Below are 16,716 nucleotides of genomic sequence, written 5' to 3' on the forward strand. Positions count from 1 at the left end.
CGTTATTCCTCGCTATGATCTGGGAAAAGACTATTGTCTATGCTTTCGCATAGAATGTGAATGACCAGCAGATGGACTTCTTGAATGCGAGCCGTGCGGTTAGATGGAACGCGCATTTCAATATCATTGGGCCCCAATAAACCAGCCATTTCCCCGCCGTCTTTGCCTGTTAAGGCAATAATGGTCATATCCCGACTCAATGCCGCTTCCATGGCGGTAATAATATTGCGCGAATTACCACTGGTGGAGATGGCTAATAAAATATCACCCGACTGGCCTAAGGCTCGCACTTGTTTGGAGTACACGTCGTCATAACTGTAGTCATTGGCAATTGATGTTAGTGTTGAGGTGTCCGCGGTTAGTGCAATCGCCGGTAAACTGGGGCGTTCCCGTTCATAACGGTTCAGTAGCTCAGAGGAAAAACGCTGAGCATCGGTGGCTGAACCACCATTTCCGCAAGTCAGGATCTTATTTCCACTGATCAGAGCATGGACAATCATTTGAGCTGCATAAGCGATGGACTCGGCCATGGTTTCGGTGGCGGCAATTTTAGTCTGAATACTTTCAGTAAAATTGGCCTTAATTTGTTCTATCATCGATTGATTAAACTCCTTTAAACCATTGCACATCTTTGCCGAGAATAGCCAGTAAATCGATACGAAAGGCAATAATGGATGGATTCAATTTATGTTCATGTAAATAGTGGGCAACCGCAGATTCGAATTTTTTGCGTTTGCGTGGATGGAAATACTCTGCCCCCGTACCGTGGCTTGAGCGTGAGCGATATTTTACTTCAACAAAGACCAGTTGATCACCATCAGCCATTATCAAGTCGATCTCGCCGGTGCGGCAACGATAATTGCGTTGTAAACAGATTAGCCCATGTTCCTGCAAATACTGGCAAGCATGTTGCTCGGCTTGTTGTCCTATGACCGCAGAAAAGCGCTGCTTAATCCAACTCAATTTTTATAACCTGATCCTGTTCAACTTTACCTAAGGCAAACTCCTGATGTAGCACGTCATGACTATCCAAGGATATTTGTCCGGTTAAACCCTGCACTCTTAGTTCGGGCAAAATAGCCATGTGTTTTAAATGAGGGATGAGCGTATAAGCATCATATCCCATCGCAAACAGGCGTTGCAGGCTATCCCGATGACTGGGCCATAGAGTTTCAAAGCTATGTTTCAATTCCTGCCAGGGATGCTTTGGCAGCATCCAAGGCATATCAATAAAGGTAAGATTACGTAAGTCGCGCAGAGAATTATTGCTCATCACCTGGCTATAACTGCGTGACGAGGCAAAAACCGGAATCATTTCCGAAAACGGGCTAATACTGGCCTCAATAATCGGCACCAATAATTCGGTTTCTTCTGCATTCGCGAATATTACGATGGCATCCACATCTTGTCGATTACGATAAAACGATTGCACTTCTTTGGCTGACAACCGTTCAATTTGATCAATTCGACTACGACTTTGATTTACCTCGAGCAAATCGGCCAGTCCGGTGCGCATGGATTTACTCGATTCAAAGGTGACTGCATTGGGTGAATAGTGAGTTTTCTCCAACCATTGTTGACTGAACGTACTAACCATACGTTGCATGCTGCTATTATTGGATGCAATGAGTACTGGCTTTTTAAAGCCTTTATCAAGTAAATGCTCGACCAATTGTTGGGCTTCATCTTCAGGGGCCAGAGCAAAAAAATAGGCTTGTGGATGTGGCGGTTGATTCGCGACCCGGTTGAGGGCCAGTACCGGTTTATCAATGGGCAGAGTGGCGAGTAAGGATTCAATTTTATCTTTTTCAAGAGGCCCGACAATAAAGTCATATTGCTCGGCAATGCTGGCAGTCTCTTCTGGCTGAAGTAAATTGGAATCGATAAAACTTAATTCTGGTTGGGCGTTCTCATGTTCAAAGTAAGCGGCTAATATCCCTTGTTTCAGCGCTTCCCCCTGACTCTGCAAACGCCCGGATAACGGCAATAGTACCGCCACTTTTTGCGGTTGATACTTGATGGTATGTAAAGCTAAATCCAAATCCTGTGGCAGGTTTTGATAAGCAGGGTGATCAGGATGATGGTTTTGCCAGTTTTGTAATTCAGACGCCATTCTGTATGCATCAGCTGAATATTTGCGAGTGATAATCGCCAGTTGTAACCAAGCTTGTAAGTGACTATCGGTCAACATGGCTTTTTCGAGCTGACGTAGTGACAACTTTTTCAATAACGGCCATATATGTTGATTGGCTGCGGGATCCGTTGCCGCGACTTTTTGCCATGCACTAGCGGCATCAAGCCATCGTAATTGTTGCTCCAATAGCTTGGCTTTTAAGGTGAAGGTACGTTGTTGTAATCCGTATTGAACAGTAATTTGGCTGGCTAATTTTTCGGCTTGCGGAATAAATCCCATATCGAACAAGCATTCGGCTTCGATTAGGTTGGCCTGAGATATATCCATGGGGATCAGCAATTCCGGGCGCAATATATCAATAATTTTAATACTTTTGTCACACTGTTGCTGCACTTGCCAGATTTCAGCAGCACGAAATAGCAGCAGGTTTCGCCGATCCGGTTCAGCATTTTTTGCTAGTTGTAAAAATTTTTCAGCTGACTCAGTCGGGGCGGGCCGCTCTATTTGTGCAGTCGGCAGCGTCGTTGGAGAGGTTTTCTTGGTGGGTACAGTGCTACATGCGGTTAATACCGCAGTTAAACCCACTACAAGCCATTGCCAATTATATTTCATGCGTCCTCATTAACTTACCTTTCTGCTGTGCGGTAGTTTAGAATGGCTGACAGTTTAAAACAATTAAAGGTGTGTCACATTGGAAGATTCAGGCAAGTTATATATTGTCGCCACTCCGATTGGGAATTTGGCAGATATTACCCATCGAGCAATCGATATTCTCAAACAAGTTGATGTGATCGCGGCTGAAGATACCCGTCATAGCCAAAAGTTATTGCAACATTATCAAATTGATACCCGCTTAATCTCATTACATGATCACAACGAATCACAACGAGCTAAACAGCTGATTGAGCGCATGCAAAAAGGGCTTAACGTGGCACTAATCAGTGATGCAGGGACTCCACTTATTAGTGATCCTGGTTATGGACTGGTTAATCAATGTCGGGCTGAACAGCTGGATGTTATTCCTATTCCAGGGCCTTGTGCCGCTATTACTGCGATGTGTGCGGCTGGACTTGCCACCGACAAATTTCGCTTTGAAGGTTTTTTGCCGGTCAAGGAACAAGCCAGACAACAAGCGCTTGAATTACTATTGGAAGAAACGGCTACCTGCATTTTTTATGAGTCACCACGACGCATTCTGGACACGATTAAGTTAGTTGGTCGGGTGTTAGGGAACGAGCGGCAATTAGTCTTGGCCAAAGAGCTGACCAAAACCTTTGAGACTTTCACATCCGGAACGGCTGAACAAATTGAAATCTGGTTACGTGAAGAGCCGGTGCGTCAAAAAGGTGAGTTTGTGTTAATGATTGCCGGTATGCAAAGAGATATGAGTAATATCCCGCAAGTTGCGTTGAGTTTACTGAAAAATTTAATGCAAGAGTTACCTTTAAAAAAAGCCGCAGCCATTGTTGCGGCTCATTATGAATTAAAGAAAAATGATTTATATAAAATTGGACTGGACCTGTCCTGATGGCGATTATCAGGACAAGTCCGGGTATTCGTGTAGGCAATATTTTAGCTAAATTGTAGTCGTTGATGCAGTTGGCTCTTGAGTAGATAAAGGCTCAATAAGCTTTGCAGGATGACCGTGATAATGGATAGATACCATATCTGTTCAATATAAAAATTATCTTGTTGGGCAAGCCAAATAGCAGGTAGCGCAAAGGATAATAACCGCGTGGCACTGCTGATCAGGGCTGGCCAGGTATTCCCCAGGCCCTGAAACATTCCGGAACAAGTGAAAATCAACCCGGTAGGAACAAAATTCCAGCAAATCATGGTTAAGAAACCCGATGCAATTGCTAATACTGCCAAGTCATTCGAGAAACTGCTAACCAACCAGCTGGCTTGCCACAAACATAGTGCGGTTAGTATCGCCATGACTGCGCAACTTAATAACGCTGTCCATTTGAACGTTTGCCTTACTCGTTCCGGCAATTGAGCTCCGAAGTTCTGTCCTGCAATAGCAGGGGCAGAAAATGCCAGCGCCATGGCGGGTAAAAATAATGCCTGCATCACGCGGGAGCCTAATCCGAATCCGGCCTGTGCGCTGGTCCCAAAAGATTGTATCGCCCAGTAAATAACCGCCATATATAAAAACATCAAAAAGAATTCAGCGCCTGCCGGAAATCCAATAGCCAGTAATCGTTTGCAACTTGCCCAGTCAGGACGCCATAGCGATAGATCAACGGCGACATAATGTTCCAGTCGTAAAAAATAAAATAACAGAATCGCGACGCCAATGATGACGGCGATAGAACTGGCTATGCCAGCTCCGGCTACGCCAAAAGGATGTCCGCTACCCCAGCCAGCAATTAATACGGGAGCCAACAGGATATTAATAAATACCGACAGTATTTGTATTAGCATGACAGGTTTGACGATACCAGTACCACGCAGTGCTGCGGCCATTGCCACGATTACAAATTGCAGCGCCATATTAGGTAAAAACCAATACAGGTAGGTTGTTCCCGCCGCGATTATTTGCGGATTACTGGATAGCAGTTGCATATAGTGTTGGCTAAAACCGTAGCCTAAAATTAATGTTAACAGCGCCAAGAGGCTGGACAATAAAATAGATTGATTAAAAATTTTATTGGCGTCGTTTTTATCCTTGCGGCCCACTGCATGGGAAACCAGTGTGGCCGTCCCGACATTCAATATTTGGGTTAGGGCAATAATAATAAGATTGGCATTACCGGCTGCACTCACCCCTGCCAGAGCTTCTTCGCCTAATTGACTGACAAAATACAAGTCGACAAGAAAATACAGAGTCTGCACAAACAGTCCGATAGCGATTGGGATTGCCATTTTAACCAAATGATGAGGGATCGCGCCTTGGGTTAAGTCTTTCATCAATTCTATGCTCTGTAACCTTGTAATTGCTTCAGTAGTTGCAAGCATTGCTCAAGTTGCGCGGTATCCAGAGTTTGCGTTGCCGACTGTGCACTTTGCTTAAAACTTTCCAATGCTTCTGTTAATACCTGTTGTCCTGTTGGAGTCAGTTTGACCAGGCTAACCCGGGCATCTCTGCTATTTTGTTGTTTTTCCACCAGTTTGATTTTTTCCATGGGGAGTAATAATCGGGTGACACCTGATGCGCTTAAGCTAACGGCATTAGCCAGTTCTATTCGGCGCATAGTGAGGTGAGGTGCCAAACTAAGTTGATACATGACTAACAGCTCTGTGTAATTGATGCCATGAGCGCTGAGTGATGACTCGATCGGCTTGAGCAGGTCACTTTGTGCTTTGTAAAGCTGTATTAATAATTGCATCGGTGCAGTTAACGTTGTCATGTGGAGGAACTTCTTTTATTAACGGATAATAACTTGCAATATACTTGATCTATCAAACATATTGCAAGTTATGAATGGTTTTAAAAAACGAACCAACGAATAAGCGGGCTTTTCAGCGTCTGGAAATGGTCAAACTATCAATAGCGCGGAGTTAATTTTGCAAGCTGTTATTAATGTCATTCAGGCGTTGGCGATAATCCTGTCGGTCGGCATCCGTCATTTGCTGTTGTTCAAGACCTTGTTCAATCATGGTGGCTTGGTTGCTGACAAATTCTTTATGTTCACTGTTGACGGCTTGGCGGGCAATTTTGTTGAGTGATTCAAGTTGACGAATAGAAATTGCCAGACAGGTTTGCGAGTATTGACGGATCTGGTCAAACGCAGCATTACCGATACCACTAAAAGTGACCGATTTATACTGTAAACGCAAGGTTCCTTGCCTATCCAAATAGCCGCCTTGTGGAAACGTTTTGGCGGTTAATAAACATAAGATTGCCGTTAACTTATCGACACAAGTCAGAGCGGAATAGGGATCGTTGATACCGGGAGACAATGCTCTCAAGGCAATTTCGACCAGTTGATGAATCGCAAACTCCGGATCTTGAATCGGTGAGCGTTTAGAACCGAATGTCAGGCAACTTTGTATCTGATCAATTAAATCAGGGGTAACCGTTTGGTGGCTATACAGGGTAATGATAGGCATATTGGTCACCACAAAATCACCGGCCTTAATATTAATCTGTACTAATCCGTCGTGCTCGGTCATCAGTTTGATCAGTTGTTTAAAATTAATCGCCTGCAAGTAGCCGCTTTGCTCACTGCAAGCGCTAATATGATGAGCAAAATGAGATATTCCATGGGCTTCATCAATAGCGGTGTTGTGTAACTCTGACGATGAATGGTGATCCGGAAATAAACTGGCAACGCTCTGCTGCAGTTCTTGGTAAACATCATCAATAACATTGTCCGCCTGAATCGCGTTGGCCACATGATGGATAAAATAGATCAGCACAAAAACACTGATTAAAGTGATGAATAAGCACCAAGCAATAGATAATCCGGGGACATAATGTGCGTCTGAAAACGCATCGATGGCGCGCACTATCACCAAACAATAAACAAAATTAGCAATAAAGAGACCTAATACAACCTGAGTGCCGTTGTCGTTCATAAAGTTGCGGATCAAACGCGGGCCGAACTGGGACGAGGCCAGCGTCAGTGCCACAATCGTAATAGAAAATGCAATACTGACCACCGTCATCATGGACGACGCAATGGTGGTTAATAGCGCTCGTGCTGCTTCGGGCCTGATTTGATATATCTGATGCATCGCATCGATTTGATTCAAACCACTAAATCGATCGATACAAATAAATAGGGTGGCAGCGACTAATGCTGAAATAACTAACAAGCTGGGTATAAACCAGAAACTGGTTTTGATTTTATCCAAAGCTGTCAGGAGCTGAGTGCGTTTATTCTCGAGTAATTTCACAGCATACCTTTGCTTATAATGGAGTCTAATCGGTGGTGAAAACAGCCTAACATCATTTGCTCAGCGGAGGAACTAGCGCTATTTTGTGATGATTCCTGTGATTGTGGCCGACATATTGTTCTCAGAAAGAGGCATTAATTAGCAGTGCAGATTAATTACGGTATTGTGGCATGCTGTTCCATAAGTTTTGATGTTTGGCATCCGAGAAATATTCATAAGGATGCCAGCAGCGCGGCACCAAATCCTGATTTTTGCGTTCTTCAAAATTGGACACCAGCTTACTCAGTATTTCCAACAGACGTTCCGGGCTTACTTTTTCGAAGGCTTTACGGGCGGGCTCAAAATACAGATTATTGGATTTACTGATCACGTAATCTGGACAATTTGAGTTATAGGACAGATTACGCGTTACGCAGCGAGCAATCGGCTCGTCAGGATCGGCCGGATATAATCGTGTAACAATAGCATATTCATACTTATCTATATCCCGCTTGTCAGAATCCTTAGGGATAAAAGCTATGCCAAAACCCTGTGGAAAAATTCCCGTTACCTGCAACAAGGCTTCGGTAACGATGGGGCTAAACATACCTTGTTCGGCACCTTTACGCAGCATCTGGCCGACCTTAGGCATTAAGGCAACAGGTTGATTGGTTTTGGTGGACATTACCACCGAAGCATAGACTTGGGGGATTTTTAGAATGTTGCCAATCCCATTTTGGGGTTTCAGGGAGCTTTTTAGTAATTTTAAACCAAACTCCAGTTTCGCTTTTTCCTGTTGATTAAATTCATCTCGTTCAGTGACGGAGTTGCCTAAGTATTTATCAGCACCAATCCCATTTTTCATATAATCCAGCGCATGTTGAAAGGTAATCTTAAGCAGTTTATTCCGATCGTCTCTTTCCAGTACTCTAAATTCATCGGCTTGGCCGTCTTCACCCTTCAATAGCTTTTGTGCATCGGGATGCATACGTCCAATGTCCTGAATGATTGCCGCCATCATGAGTGGGATTTTGACGTGCTGGCGGAAAGAAGACTGGCTGGTAATATTTTCAGGTGCGGTATCGGATTTGTCGGATTGGTCCACGGCAAATTCAGTCACGTGGCTATCGACGATATTCTGAGTGAACACCAGTCTATCTAGTAGTCTTAAGGATAAGGTCGCTTTATATAAGTGTTTGGAAAATAAATTGATTTGCGGAACTTTTCTGCCCGCATCAGGAGTGATCATTAACATGGTGCCCAATAACCGGGCTGTTTTAGCATTGTTGTCTGAAAAATCCTCTCCCTCCACCAGGTCAAGTATATCAGTGCACACTTGCTTTAATTTTGCATGTCTCACCAGACGTTGTTCGTCTAACTTTTTGTTAAACACCTTTAATTGGGTTTGGCTAACCTTAATACGTTCAGAGAGTAACTTTTTTTCGTTTGAATTTGTTGAACTGGTGAGCTTTTGTTCACTGGATCTAATTTCGAGTTGCAGACTACTTTTTTTCTCTCGATCGTTTACTGCTTGGCTAAAATAGTCGGTAGCGAGTTCATAGATGGAATCTCTGACAGGACTCGCATCATGGATCCGGGTGATCAGATTTTTAACCGAACGGATATAATTTGATTCTTTCACCACGGACTAGGCTCTCCCATATAGCTTGGCAGGTTAATTTGACCATAAACTCACTCTATTATGAATAGAGATTATTCGTATTATACTGATTTGTCGCTAAAATTCTGTTAGCTACAGGTACATCGTGATTTGCATAAGGACACTAATGAGAGAACTTCCACATTTATATCGAGTTATCGCCAGCGGTCAGTTTGATCGTCATTTGCAGGTTGAGGCTGAGGGGTTGTCTCCCATCGAAGTGGCGCCCCCGATTGAGTTTGACGGACCGGGCGACCAGTGGTCACCGGAAACCTTATTACTGGCTGCCGCTGCAAATTGTTTTATCTTATCTTTTAAAGCCGTTGCCGAGGCTGCTGATTTCCATTGGTTGTCTATTGCATGTGAAGCAAAAGGGACATTGGACAAAGTAGAACGCCAGATCCGGTTTACCCATATTCATCATAATGTGAGGTTAACTATTAACCCGGGGAGTGATAGCGCCAAAGCCGAAGCATTGCTGAATAAGGCCGAAAAAGTATGCTTAGTGAGTAATTCGCTTATAGCAAAAAAGCATTTGCAAGCGACTGTGATATTCGCAAATTGAGTTTTAACTATGTTAAATGCAATTCATCATGCCGCGATAATTTGTTCAGATTATCAACGCTCTAAATATTTTTATACCACGATCCTTGGCTTAACAGTGCTTGCTGAAAATTACCGTGCAACACGGGACTCTTATAAACTGGATCTGGAATTGGCTGATGGCAGTCAAATAGAGTTGTTTTCTTTTCCTGAACCGCCGCCCAGGCCAAGCTATCCCGAAGCCATGGGGTTACGGCATTTGGCATTTAGTGTTGATGATATTGCGTCTGTAATACAGCACTTATTGGACGCCGGTGTTGACGTTGAGCCCATGCGTATTGATGAATACACCGGGCAAAAGTACACATTTTTTCAGGATCCAGACGGATTGCCGCTGGAATTATATGAATCTATATAGTCGCTATAAATGACTGAAGTGAGTTGTGCAATGTTGATTAGGGCGACGCAACACTGGTTTGATAATCGTTTAGTGAACTAAGGAAATTCAGATGGATAGAAAATTTGTTGCCACAGCATTGGGTTATGGTCTGGTCGGGCTGTTATTGGGAATTTTTATGGCCATGTCCAAAAATCACAGTCAGCTCGTCACCCATGCGCATATTATGTTGTTAGGCTTGGTGGTGTCCTTTATTTACGCAGCCTGTCATAAATTATGGCTAGGCGCTTCCACTTCCAGGCTAATTAACATTCAATATTACCTGCATCAAATCGGTACTTTACTATTAACGCTGGGATTATTTTTCATGTACGGTGGCTTGTTACCAGAGGCGGTTTTAGGCCCGTTTTTGGGAATTGGTTCTTTATTCGTATTGGGTGGCATGATTTTAATGAAAATTATGTTTATCCAATCCAAACCAGTCACAACAACTGATAGTTAAATTAGTGCATTCAATGCTTGCCTAAAGTCTGGTTCGTGATATTTTTCCAAGCACATTATTTAGGGAATTATTACCATGCCAAAGGCAAGTGAAATTAAGAAAAATGCAGCGATTGTGCTTAACGACAAAGTGCTGTTGGTCAAAGATATTAATAAGTTGACCCCTAGTGGTCGCGCTGGTGCCAGTTTATATCGAATGCGCCTGTACGAGGTAACCACCGGAGCTAAAGTAGACGAAAGTTTTAAAGCCGATGAAATGATTAATCTGGCTGACTTTAGTCGTCATCAAGTGACGTTTTCTTATATTGATGGTGATGAGTATGTGTTTATGAATAGTGAGGATTACACCCCTTATAACTTGCATAAAGACACGATCGCCGATGAACTGTTGTTTATCACCGAAGATACCACTGGTTTGCAAGTGCTTACAGTTGATGGAGCACCTGTTGGAATAGAGGTGCCAGCGTCAGTAGAGCTGGTTATTGTTGAGACTGATCCATCGATAAAAGGAGCGTCTGCCAGTGCTCGCACTAAGCCGGCAGTATTATCCACCGGTTTAACGGTACAGGTACCGGAATATATATCCAGCGGTGAAAAAATTAAAATTAATACCTCAGAACAAAAGTTTATTAGTCGCGCGGATAAATAATTTTCTTGTATAAACAAAATATGGCAGTGTCATACTCACTGCCATTTTGTTGTTGGAGAATCACCTATGAAAATCCTTGCTTTTGCCGCTACTAGCCATAGCCAATCGATAAATAAAAAGCTGGTAACTTATGCCGCTAGTTTAGTCGAAGGGGCATCTGTCGAAATCTTAGATTTAAATGACTATGAACTACCTCTGTTTAGTCAGGATCGGGAGGCAGAATTAGGTCATCCTCAGTTAGCTCATGATTTTTTGCAAAAAATAGCCGACAGTGATGCGTTGATCATTTCTTTTGCAGAACACAATAGCTCTTACACTGCCGCTTATAAAAATTTGTTTGATTGGTGTTCACGGATTAATACTAAAGTGTTTCAAGGCAAATCGATGGTGATGTTGTCAGCGGCTCCCGGTGCACGGGGCGGTAAATCGGTACTGGAGCAAGCGCTAAGCTCTGCACCTCGCTTTGCTGGTGATGTAAAAGCGAGTCTGTCGATCCCCTATTTTGGTGATAATTTTGATCCTGAACGGGGAGAATTGAGGGATGCGTCGTTGCGCCTCGAATTAGTTCAGGCAGTTAATAGTTTACTTTGATCTGAACCGTCAGATTAGGACTATCTAGGGGTCGTTCTATCCACTAGAATCATTGCGATTTTATTCAGTTTTAATGGATTGATATAATTCATCACTCTTTCGTATTAGCGTACTAAATCAATCGCTTGTATTGTGCTGATTCAAGTTTGTTAGCACATTTATTTTAAACATTTATGCAATTTTCCGAGAAAACTATGCGTCCACAGATTAAACCAGAGAATCCTAATTTTTCTTCCGGTCCCTGCGCTAAAAGGCCAGGATATGATGTTAATCAACTTGATTTATCGGTACTGGGACGTTCTCATCGTGCCGCAATTGGTAAACAAGCCTTAAAAAGTGCCTGTCTGGATACCGCGCGGATTTTGGGTTTGCCAGAGGGCTATCGAGTTGCGGTGGTACCTGCCTCAGATACCGGGGCGATGGAAATGGCCATGTGGTCAATGCTCGGAGAGCGACCTGTAGATGTGCTCTATTGGGAGTCATTTGGTAAGGGCTGGGCAACCGATATCAACAAACAGCTGAAATTGGATAATGTTCGCACTTTAAGTGCAGATTACGGCCACATCCCGGATTTGGCCCAGGTCAATTGTGATCATGATGTGGTTTTCACCTGGAACGGAACGACATCAGGTGCTTGTGTGCCCGATGCTGACTGGATTGACGATAATCGCAGCGGATTGACCTTTTGCGATGCCACCTCGGCTGTATTCGCCAAAGATTTGCCGTGGGACAAACTCGACGTAGTGACCTATAGCTGGCAAAAAGTATTGGGCGGTGAAGGCGGACATGGCATGTTAATTTTGAGTCCACGTGCGGTTCAACGTTTAGAAAATTACACCCCAGCCTGGCCGTTACCGAAAATTTTCCGTATGACCAATGGTGGTCAGTTGACCGAAGATTTATTTACCGGCGCCACTATTAATACCCCGTCAATGCTCTGTGTGGTGGATTATCTGGATGCCCTTAATTGGGTCGACAGTATTGGTGGAGTGCCAGCAACGGTTAAACGTTGTAATGATAATTTAGCTGTATTGGAAGCCTTTGTTGCGCAACATGATTGGATTGATTTTTTAGCCAAAGACAAGGCCGTGCGTTCGAATACCAGTGTGTGCTTGAGTGTGGAGCTAAGTGGCGACCAAGTTAAAGCTATGATCAAGTTACTGGAGCAGGAGCAGGTGGCTTACGATATCGGTGCGTATCGCGATGCGCCAGCCGGTTTACGTATCTGGTGTGGTGCCACCGTAGAAACCGCAAATATTCAGGCGTTACTGCCTTGGCTGGAATGGGCATACAACGAAGCTAAATCAACTCACTAGTGTTAACAAGTTAATAGGATGGTCATGTTTAAAGTCAAAACTTACAATCAAATATCGGTCAAGGGACTGGAGCGTTTTTGTCGAGAAAAATACGAGGTAGGTTCTGATATTGGTCATCCTGATGCCATTTTGTTACGAAGCCATAAATTACATAACGAAGTATTGGCTGATTCGGTGTTAGCAGTGGCTCGTGCTGGTGCCGGAGTTAATAATGTACCGGTGGGAGAGTACAGTAAAAAAGGCATCGTGGTGTTTAATACCCCCGGGGCCAACGCCAACGCCGTAAAAGAACTGGTGCTGGCTGGATTATTATTGGGTTCTCGCGGAATTAAAGCTGGTATCGACCATGTAAAAACCTTGGCTGATATTGATGATGCAGCAGAGTTGCATAAACTGCTCGAAGCCCAGAAAAAGCAGTTTGCCGGGCAGGAATTAATGGGCAAGACACTGGGGATCGTCGGTTTGGGCGCAATTGGCTCCTTGGTGGCAGATATGGCGCTAGCGTTGGGAATGAACGTGATTGGCTATGATCCGGCATTATCGATTGATGCCGCTTGGCGTTTGTCCAGTGAAGTGCAAAAAGCGGATAATTTATCTTCATTATTATCTCGAGCTGATTATGTCAGTTTGCATGTACCGGCTATTGATGCCACACAACATCTGATCAATCGCGAAACGCTTGAACAAGCTAAACAAGGCATGACTTTAGTTAACTTTGCCCGTGAAACTATTGTTGATCCTGCCGCGATTGTTGATGGGCTAGATAAAGGCAAACTTAAAGCCTATATCTGTGATTTTCCTGAACCGCAATTTTTTGGTCGAGACGATGTGATTGCCATGCCACATATTGGCGCCTCAACGGCTGAGGCGGAAGATAATTGCGCAGTGATGGCGGCTAACCAGATTATCGATTACCTTGAAAATGGCAATATCAAAAATTCGGTTAATTTTCCAGCCGTGAGTATGGCTCGTTGTGAAGGTCAGCGGATCATTTTTGCAAATGAAAATGTGCCAAAGGTGCTGGGCAACGTATTGTCAGTATTGGCAGATAATAATGTTAACGTACTGGATATGGTTAACCGTAGTCGTGGTGATTTAGCCTATAACATTCTGGATGTAGAACAAATGCAAAATGGTAATGTGATTGAGGCGATTCGCAATGTGGAGCATGTTATATCAGTGCGTTTGATAGACTAACGAGCAACGACGAGTTATCGAACGGGAAAATAGAAAAGGGATCAAGTGATCCCTTTTTTGTATTTAAAAGGTAGCCACGACCTTAACGCTGTCGTTCACCGCCGCGGCATCAACATAACCAATAATATTGGGATTGCTTGCTACCAGTGCAATGACTTCACTGTCATTAGCCTGATTTTGCGGAGGTGAGCCTTTGCCGGTAAACAACAGTTTTGACCAGTAAGCTTTGAGCTGGCTAGCAGACTTGTTTAAAACCTTGTCGTCGAACTCGGTACGAGCCGCCTGATCTTCTCCCTGATTGACCGGCACCGCTTTAGAGCCACCCGGAAAAGAACTGGATTTACCTAGAAATATTTTACTGATGTCGTTGGCATCCATGGCATCGGCATTAGAAGGATGGACAATGACAGCAATATCAGCGCGGGCAATACTGCTAAGTAACATTAACGTGCAAAATAATAATGATTTCATCTTTTCCCCCTTAAAAAACAAAGTCGATGCCGACAGCAAATAGTCCGGTACTGGCTTTATCGTCAGGTGTACCCAAACCAGTTGAGCTACTGGCGTCATAAATATCGCTGAATCTGCTATATTCAACCTTCAGTACCGCACTGTCGGTTAAATCATATTTAACCCCCGCCGTTATGCTGGTGTATTCAAATAGTTGACTATCCAGTACATTTTGTACCACCAGATTTGCCGGTACCATATTTCCATTTAGAGGAAACATAATGCCATTGAAATTTGCTGCAATAGCGGTGTTTCGGTCGGATTTTGCCTTGCCATAAGTAAGGTGGGGCATCCATTTTCCAAGCCGGTAACCTAAGCTGGCATACCAGTTTTTAGTGGTCGAAATCAGAGAGTTTTTCACTTCCACCGTTGACCATTCAGCGTTAAATAACCAGTTATTGCTATCGTAGGTTAATCCGGTACCTAAAAAGGTGCCCTTGTCATCATCAATGATAAGTAATGAAGCTTTATCGCTGCCGGCTAACTGAACCAAGCCATTGTACAGACCACCCAAGCCGGGATCGTTTTGCTCTCGGGGAATGTTGACCTTAGTATTCATATAAGCAACAAACCATGACCAGGCATCATAAGAAAAAGTGACATTGGCACCATATAAGTTGTTTAATTTACCCTCGGTAGGAAAGGTAGTAGCAAAAAAGGTGTCGTTGACGTTACCGTAAATGATATTGCTGGATACATCGACGTTACCCCAGTTGAAATTACTGACTAAGCTAAGACCATCATAGGTTGAAAATAGCAAGCTATACATGGTTTTGGGTGGATTGATCCACGGATAAGCATAACCAACATCCAGATAATCAGAGTATTTATAAAAAGGAATACGCAGACGTCCCGCTCTTAGCGTATTGTTGTCATTGAGCTCGTAACTCAAATACGCCCATTCAAAATTAACATCAAAATCATTTTCGCCACGAGACATAATTTGTACAGTGGCAGACAACCCTTCCCCTAATGGTGCAGAAGCCTGCAAGGCAAATTTGGATTGAGGTTTGAAATCAATATCGTCGGTATAAGGACTATTCCTGAATACATCGCTATCCGTTTCGACACCAGCAACTACCGAGCCAAAGCCATTAAAGGTGATTTCTGCCTGTGCTGAGAACACCGAACAGATACCCATTAATATCGCACTAAATGGTATGAACGATTTTTTCATATTTATTGCTCCAACAAATTGAGTGTGTGAGGAATTAGTTATTAAACAGAAACTTACCCTCAATATTTAAAGTAGTTGATGGTTTTTTAAATGCAATTTAATCCTCATAAGATAAACAAAATAATGAATGACTAGAGTCACTTACGAAATTTAATCGACTTGGTCTCATTCCTACGTTGTAACTTGCCGGTTCGCCACGTAAAATCCGCCGCGGAGTTGGCCAGACAATCGCCGCCTTATTGCCTTCGGGTTTTTAAGGGAGAGGAAAGTCCGGGCTCCAATGGGCAGGGTGCCAGCTAACGGCTGGGCGGCGTGAGCCGACGACAAGTGCAGCAGAGAGAAGACCGCCTAAGTGTGTTTACACACCGGTAAGGGTGAAAGGGTGCGGTAAGAGCGCACCGCACCGCTGGTAACAGTTGGTGGCAAGGTAAACTCCACCCGGAGCAAGACCAAATAGGATCCCGTATGGCGTGGCCCGCGTTGGGATCGGGTAGGTTGCTTGAGCCAGTGAGTGATTGCTGGCCTAGATGAATGATTGTCCAAGACAGAACCCGGCTTATCGGCCAACTCCACATTTTCATTCGTTTTTGAATTAACGACGTTTTACACTCGCGCTCAGTTAGCTATTATCCTGAATACGTCCTTATGCATTAGATATGGTGTTTTGATTACATCAATATACATCTATTTACAGTTACTTTGAGATGAGCTGATTATTCTTAGCGCCTGACACAGCGATTGGCAGGCGATAGTCAATGAATAAAGGCAAGATCGTTGCTCAGCAGAATAACCTTTATCTTGCGGTAATACTGCTATTTGGATGTTGGAGTTGTAAGCTCAGTGTCGGTGAGTTTGCCGATCAACCGCCTCAGTCATTTTTATCCAATGGTTCTGCAGCGCCGTTTATGCTTAATCCATATGGGATGCAGGCTGACGTAAATGGTTATTATATTGCTGTAAAGCCAATTAGGGTGGTTAAGCATCGAAGTGACATCCGCAATAACGTGACCAGATGTGCCAGTTGGTCGGAAGTCATACTTTGGCATGACCCTGACGATTATTTTCAACAGTTTATTGATGGCATCACGTTATTTGGTTTCCTGTTCACCAGTGTTTATGGTTATTTTTTTAATCTGCCGGTGTCGGATTGCTATCTATAGTTTCGCTTATCTGCTGGTAACGTTTTGTTATACAACGTTATACTGCCCATTATGCTA

The 16,716-nt window shown here is 43.7% G+C and carries 18 protein-coding genes and 1 other RNA gene; 10 read left to right on the plus strand and 9 right to left on the minus strand.

What is annotated here, in order from left to right; genetic code table 11:
• Nucleotides 1-2: 2 nt before the first annotated feature.
• Genes ACTD55_RS00195 through ACTD55_RS00205 form a run of 3 tightly spaced genes read right to left on the minus strand, consistent with a single transcriptional unit; the run spans nt 3 to nt 2,746 of the window.
• The gene (locus tag ACTD55_RS00195) at nt 3-596 is read right to left on the minus strand and encodes a phosphoheptose isomerase (RefSeq protein ID WP_438862277.1); all 594 of its coding nucleotides are present in this window, start codon (nt 594-596) and stop codon (nt 3-5) included.
• Between the two features lie 7 nt (nt 597-603).
• On the minus strand, nt 604-963 hold the full coding sequence (locus ACTD55_RS00200; RefSeq protein ID WP_438862278.1) for a YraN family protein: 360 nt from the start codon (nt 961-963) through the stop codon (nt 604-606).
• A complete protein-coding gene (locus ACTD55_RS00205) occupies nt 950-2,746 on the minus strand; it encodes a penicillin-binding protein activator (RefSeq protein ID WP_438862279.1) in 1,797 nt (598 codons plus the stop codon). Before ACTD55_RS00205 ends, ACTD55_RS00200 begins: the two co-directional genes overlap by 14 nt.
• A 79-nt stretch (nt 2,747-2,825) precedes the next feature.
• Here ACTD55_RS00205 and rsmI point away from each other — a divergent pair, with 79 nt between their 5' ends.
• Nucleotides 2,826-3,662, plus strand: coding sequence for a 16S rRNA (cytidine(1402)-2'-O)-methyltransferase (gene rsmI, locus ACTD55_RS00210; RefSeq protein ID WP_438862280.1), 837 nt, complete (start codon nt 2,826-2,828; stop codon nt 3,660-3,662).
• Nucleotides 3,663-3,706: 44 nt separating this feature from the next.
• Here the strand turns inward: rsmI and ACTD55_RS00215 are convergent, their stop codons facing one another.
• The 4 genes from ACTD55_RS00215 to ACTD55_RS00230 form a co-directional block, all read right to left on the minus strand.
• Nucleotides 3,707-5,047 (minus strand): MATE family efflux transporter, encoded by a 1,341-nt coding sequence (locus ACTD55_RS00215; protein ID WP_438862281.1) that lies wholly within the window; start codon nt 5,045-5,047, stop codon nt 3,707-3,709.
• A 5-nt stretch (nt 5,048-5,052) separates the two neighbouring features.
• The gene (locus ACTD55_RS00220; protein WP_438862282.1) at nt 5,053-5,487 is read right to left on the minus strand and encodes a MarR family winged helix-turn-helix transcriptional regulator; all 435 of its coding nucleotides are present in this window, start codon (nt 5,485-5,487) and stop codon (nt 5,053-5,055) included.
• A 151-nt stretch (nt 5,488-5,638) separates the two neighbouring features.
• Entirely contained in the window at nt 5,639-6,979 is a 1,341-nt protein-coding gene (locus ACTD55_RS00225) for a DUF2254 domain-containing protein (protein ID WP_438862283.1), read from the minus strand.
• A 151-nt stretch (nt 6,980-7,130) separates the two neighbouring features.
• Nucleotides 7,131-8,600: a hypothetical protein gene (locus ACTD55_RS00230; RefSeq protein ID WP_438862284.1), complete on the minus strand. Its 1,470-nt coding sequence runs from the start codon at nt 8,598-8,600 to the stop codon at nt 7,131-7,133.
• A gap of 145 nt (nt 8,601-8,745) precedes the next feature.
• Here ACTD55_RS00230 and ACTD55_RS00235 point away from each other — a divergent pair, with 145 nt between their 5' ends.
• From ACTD55_RS00235 to ACTD55_RS00265, 7 genes are all read left to right on the plus strand, one after another.
• Nucleotides 8,746-9,183: an OsmC family protein gene (locus tag ACTD55_RS00235; protein ID WP_438862285.1), complete on the plus strand. Its 438-nt coding sequence runs from the start codon at nt 8,746-8,748 to the stop codon at nt 9,181-9,183.
• Nucleotides 9,184-9,192: 9 nt separating this feature from the next.
• Entirely contained in the window at nt 9,193-9,579 is a 387-nt protein-coding gene (gene gloA2 / locus ACTD55_RS00240) for an SMU1112c/YaeR family gloxylase I-like metalloprotein (RefSeq protein ID WP_438862286.1), read from the plus strand.
• A 91-nt stretch (nt 9,580-9,670) separates the two neighbouring features.
• The gene (locus tag ACTD55_RS00245; RefSeq protein ID WP_438862287.1) at nt 9,671-10,060 is read left to right on the plus strand and encodes a TonB-dependent receptor; all 390 of its coding nucleotides are present in this window, start codon (nt 9,671-9,673) and stop codon (nt 10,058-10,060) included.
• A gap of 75 nt (nt 10,061-10,135) precedes the next feature.
• On the plus strand, nt 10,136-10,708 hold the full coding sequence (gene efpL / locus ACTD55_RS00250; protein ID WP_438862288.1) for an elongation factor P-like protein EfpL: 573 nt from the start codon (nt 10,136-10,138) through the stop codon (nt 10,706-10,708).
• A 66-nt stretch (nt 10,709-10,774) separates the two neighbouring features.
• Entirely contained in the window at nt 10,775-11,299 is a 525-nt protein-coding gene (locus ACTD55_RS00255; RefSeq protein WP_438862289.1) for an NADPH-dependent FMN reductase, read from the plus strand.
• A 194-nt stretch (nt 11,300-11,493) separates the two neighbouring features.
• Nucleotides 11,494-12,615 carry a phosphoserine transaminase gene (locus ACTD55_RS00260; RefSeq protein ID WP_438862290.1) on the plus strand — a complete coding sequence of 374 codons (1,122 nt, stop codon included), beginning with the start codon at nt 11,494-11,496 and terminating at the stop codon, nt 12,613-12,615.
• Nucleotides 12,616-12,639: 24 nt separating this feature from the next.
• On the plus strand, nt 12,640-13,812 hold the full coding sequence (locus ACTD55_RS00265) for a phosphoglycerate dehydrogenase (RefSeq protein ID WP_438862291.1): 1,173 nt from the start codon (nt 12,640-12,642) through the stop codon (nt 13,810-13,812).
• A gap of 63 nt (nt 13,813-13,875) precedes the next feature.
• Here the strand turns inward: ACTD55_RS00265 and ACTD55_RS00270 are convergent, their stop codons facing one another.
• Both ACTD55_RS00270 and ACTD55_RS00275 read right to left on the minus strand, forming a co-directional pair.
• Complete coding sequence (locus ACTD55_RS00270; RefSeq protein ID WP_438862292.1) at nt 13,876-14,283, minus strand: substrate-binding domain-containing protein; 408 nt, start codon at nt 14,281-14,283, stop codon at nt 13,876-13,878.
• 10 nt (nt 14,284-14,293) lie between these two features.
• A complete protein-coding gene (locus ACTD55_RS00275; RefSeq protein WP_438862293.1) occupies nt 14,294-15,499 on the minus strand; it encodes a porin in 1,206 nt (401 codons plus the stop codon).
• Nucleotides 15,500-15,711: 212 nt separating this feature from the next.
• Between ACTD55_RS00275 and rnpB the strand changes: the two genes are divergently transcribed.
• Nucleotides 15,712-16,074: RNase P RNA component class A (gene rnpB, locus ACTD55_RS00280), an RNA gene on the plus strand.
• 180 nt (nt 16,075-16,254) lie between these two features.
• Complete coding sequence (locus ACTD55_RS00285) at nt 16,255-16,659, plus strand: hypothetical protein (RefSeq protein ID WP_438862294.1); 405 nt, start codon at nt 16,255-16,257, stop codon at nt 16,657-16,659.
• Nucleotides 16,660-16,716 lie beyond the last annotated feature (57 nt).

The sequence above is a fragment of the Neptunicella sp. genome, from assembly GCF_048268085.1.
In the GTDB taxonomy this organism is placed as follows: domain Bacteria; phylum Pseudomonadota; class Gammaproteobacteria; order Enterobacterales; family Alteromonadaceae; genus Neptunicella.

Excerpts from the sequence above, each read along its gene's own strand:
- ACTD55_RS00275 (WP_438862293.1), bottom strand. The coding sequence starts at position 15,499 with ATGAAAAAATCGTTCATACCATTTAGTGCGATATTAATGGGTATCTGT.
- efpL (WP_438862288.1), top strand. The coding sequence starts at position 10,136 with ATGCCAAAGGCAAGTGAAATTAAGAAAAATGCAGCGATTGTGCTTAAC.
- ACTD55_RS00205 (WP_438862279.1), bottom strand. The coding sequence starts at position 2,746 with ATGAAATATAATTGGCAATGGCTTGTAGTGGGTTTAACTGCGGTATTA.
- ACTD55_RS00260 (WP_438862290.1), top strand. The coding sequence starts at position 11,494 with ATGCGTCCACAGATTAAACCAGAGAATCCTAATTTTTCTTCCGGTCCC.
- ACTD55_RS00215 (WP_438862281.1), bottom strand. The coding sequence starts at position 5,047 with ATGAAAGACTTAACCCAAGGCGCGATCCCTCATCATTTGGTTAAAATG.
- gloA2 (WP_438862286.1), top strand. The coding sequence starts at position 9,193 with ATGTTAAATGCAATTCATCATGCCGCGATAATTTGTTCAGATTATCAA.
- ACTD55_RS00270 (WP_438862292.1), bottom strand. The coding sequence starts at position 14,283 with ATGAAATCATTATTATTTTGCACGTTAATGTTACTTAGCAGTATTGCC.
- ACTD55_RS00195 (WP_438862277.1), bottom strand. The coding sequence starts at position 596 with ATGATAGAACAAATTAAGGCCAATTTTACTGAAAGTATTCAGACTAAA.
- ACTD55_RS00245 (WP_438862287.1), top strand. The coding sequence starts at position 9,671 with ATGGATAGAAAATTTGTTGCCACAGCATTGGGTTATGGTCTGGTCGGG.
- ACTD55_RS00255 (WP_438862289.1), top strand. The coding sequence starts at position 10,775 with ATGAAAATCCTTGCTTTTGCCGCTACTAGCCATAGCCAATCGATAAAT.
- ACTD55_RS00235 (WP_438862285.1), top strand. The coding sequence starts at position 8,746 with ATGAGAGAACTTCCACATTTATATCGAGTTATCGCCAGCGGTCAGTTT.
- ACTD55_RS00285 (WP_438862294.1), top strand. The coding sequence starts at position 16,255 with ATGAATAAAGGCAAGATCGTTGCTCAGCAGAATAACCTTTATCTTGCG.
- ACTD55_RS00220 (WP_438862282.1), bottom strand. The coding sequence starts at position 5,487 with ATGACAACGTTAACTGCACCGATGCAATTATTAATACAGCTTTACAAA.
- ACTD55_RS00265 (WP_438862291.1), top strand. The coding sequence starts at position 12,640 with ATGTTTAAAGTCAAAACTTACAATCAAATATCGGTCAAGGGACTGGAG.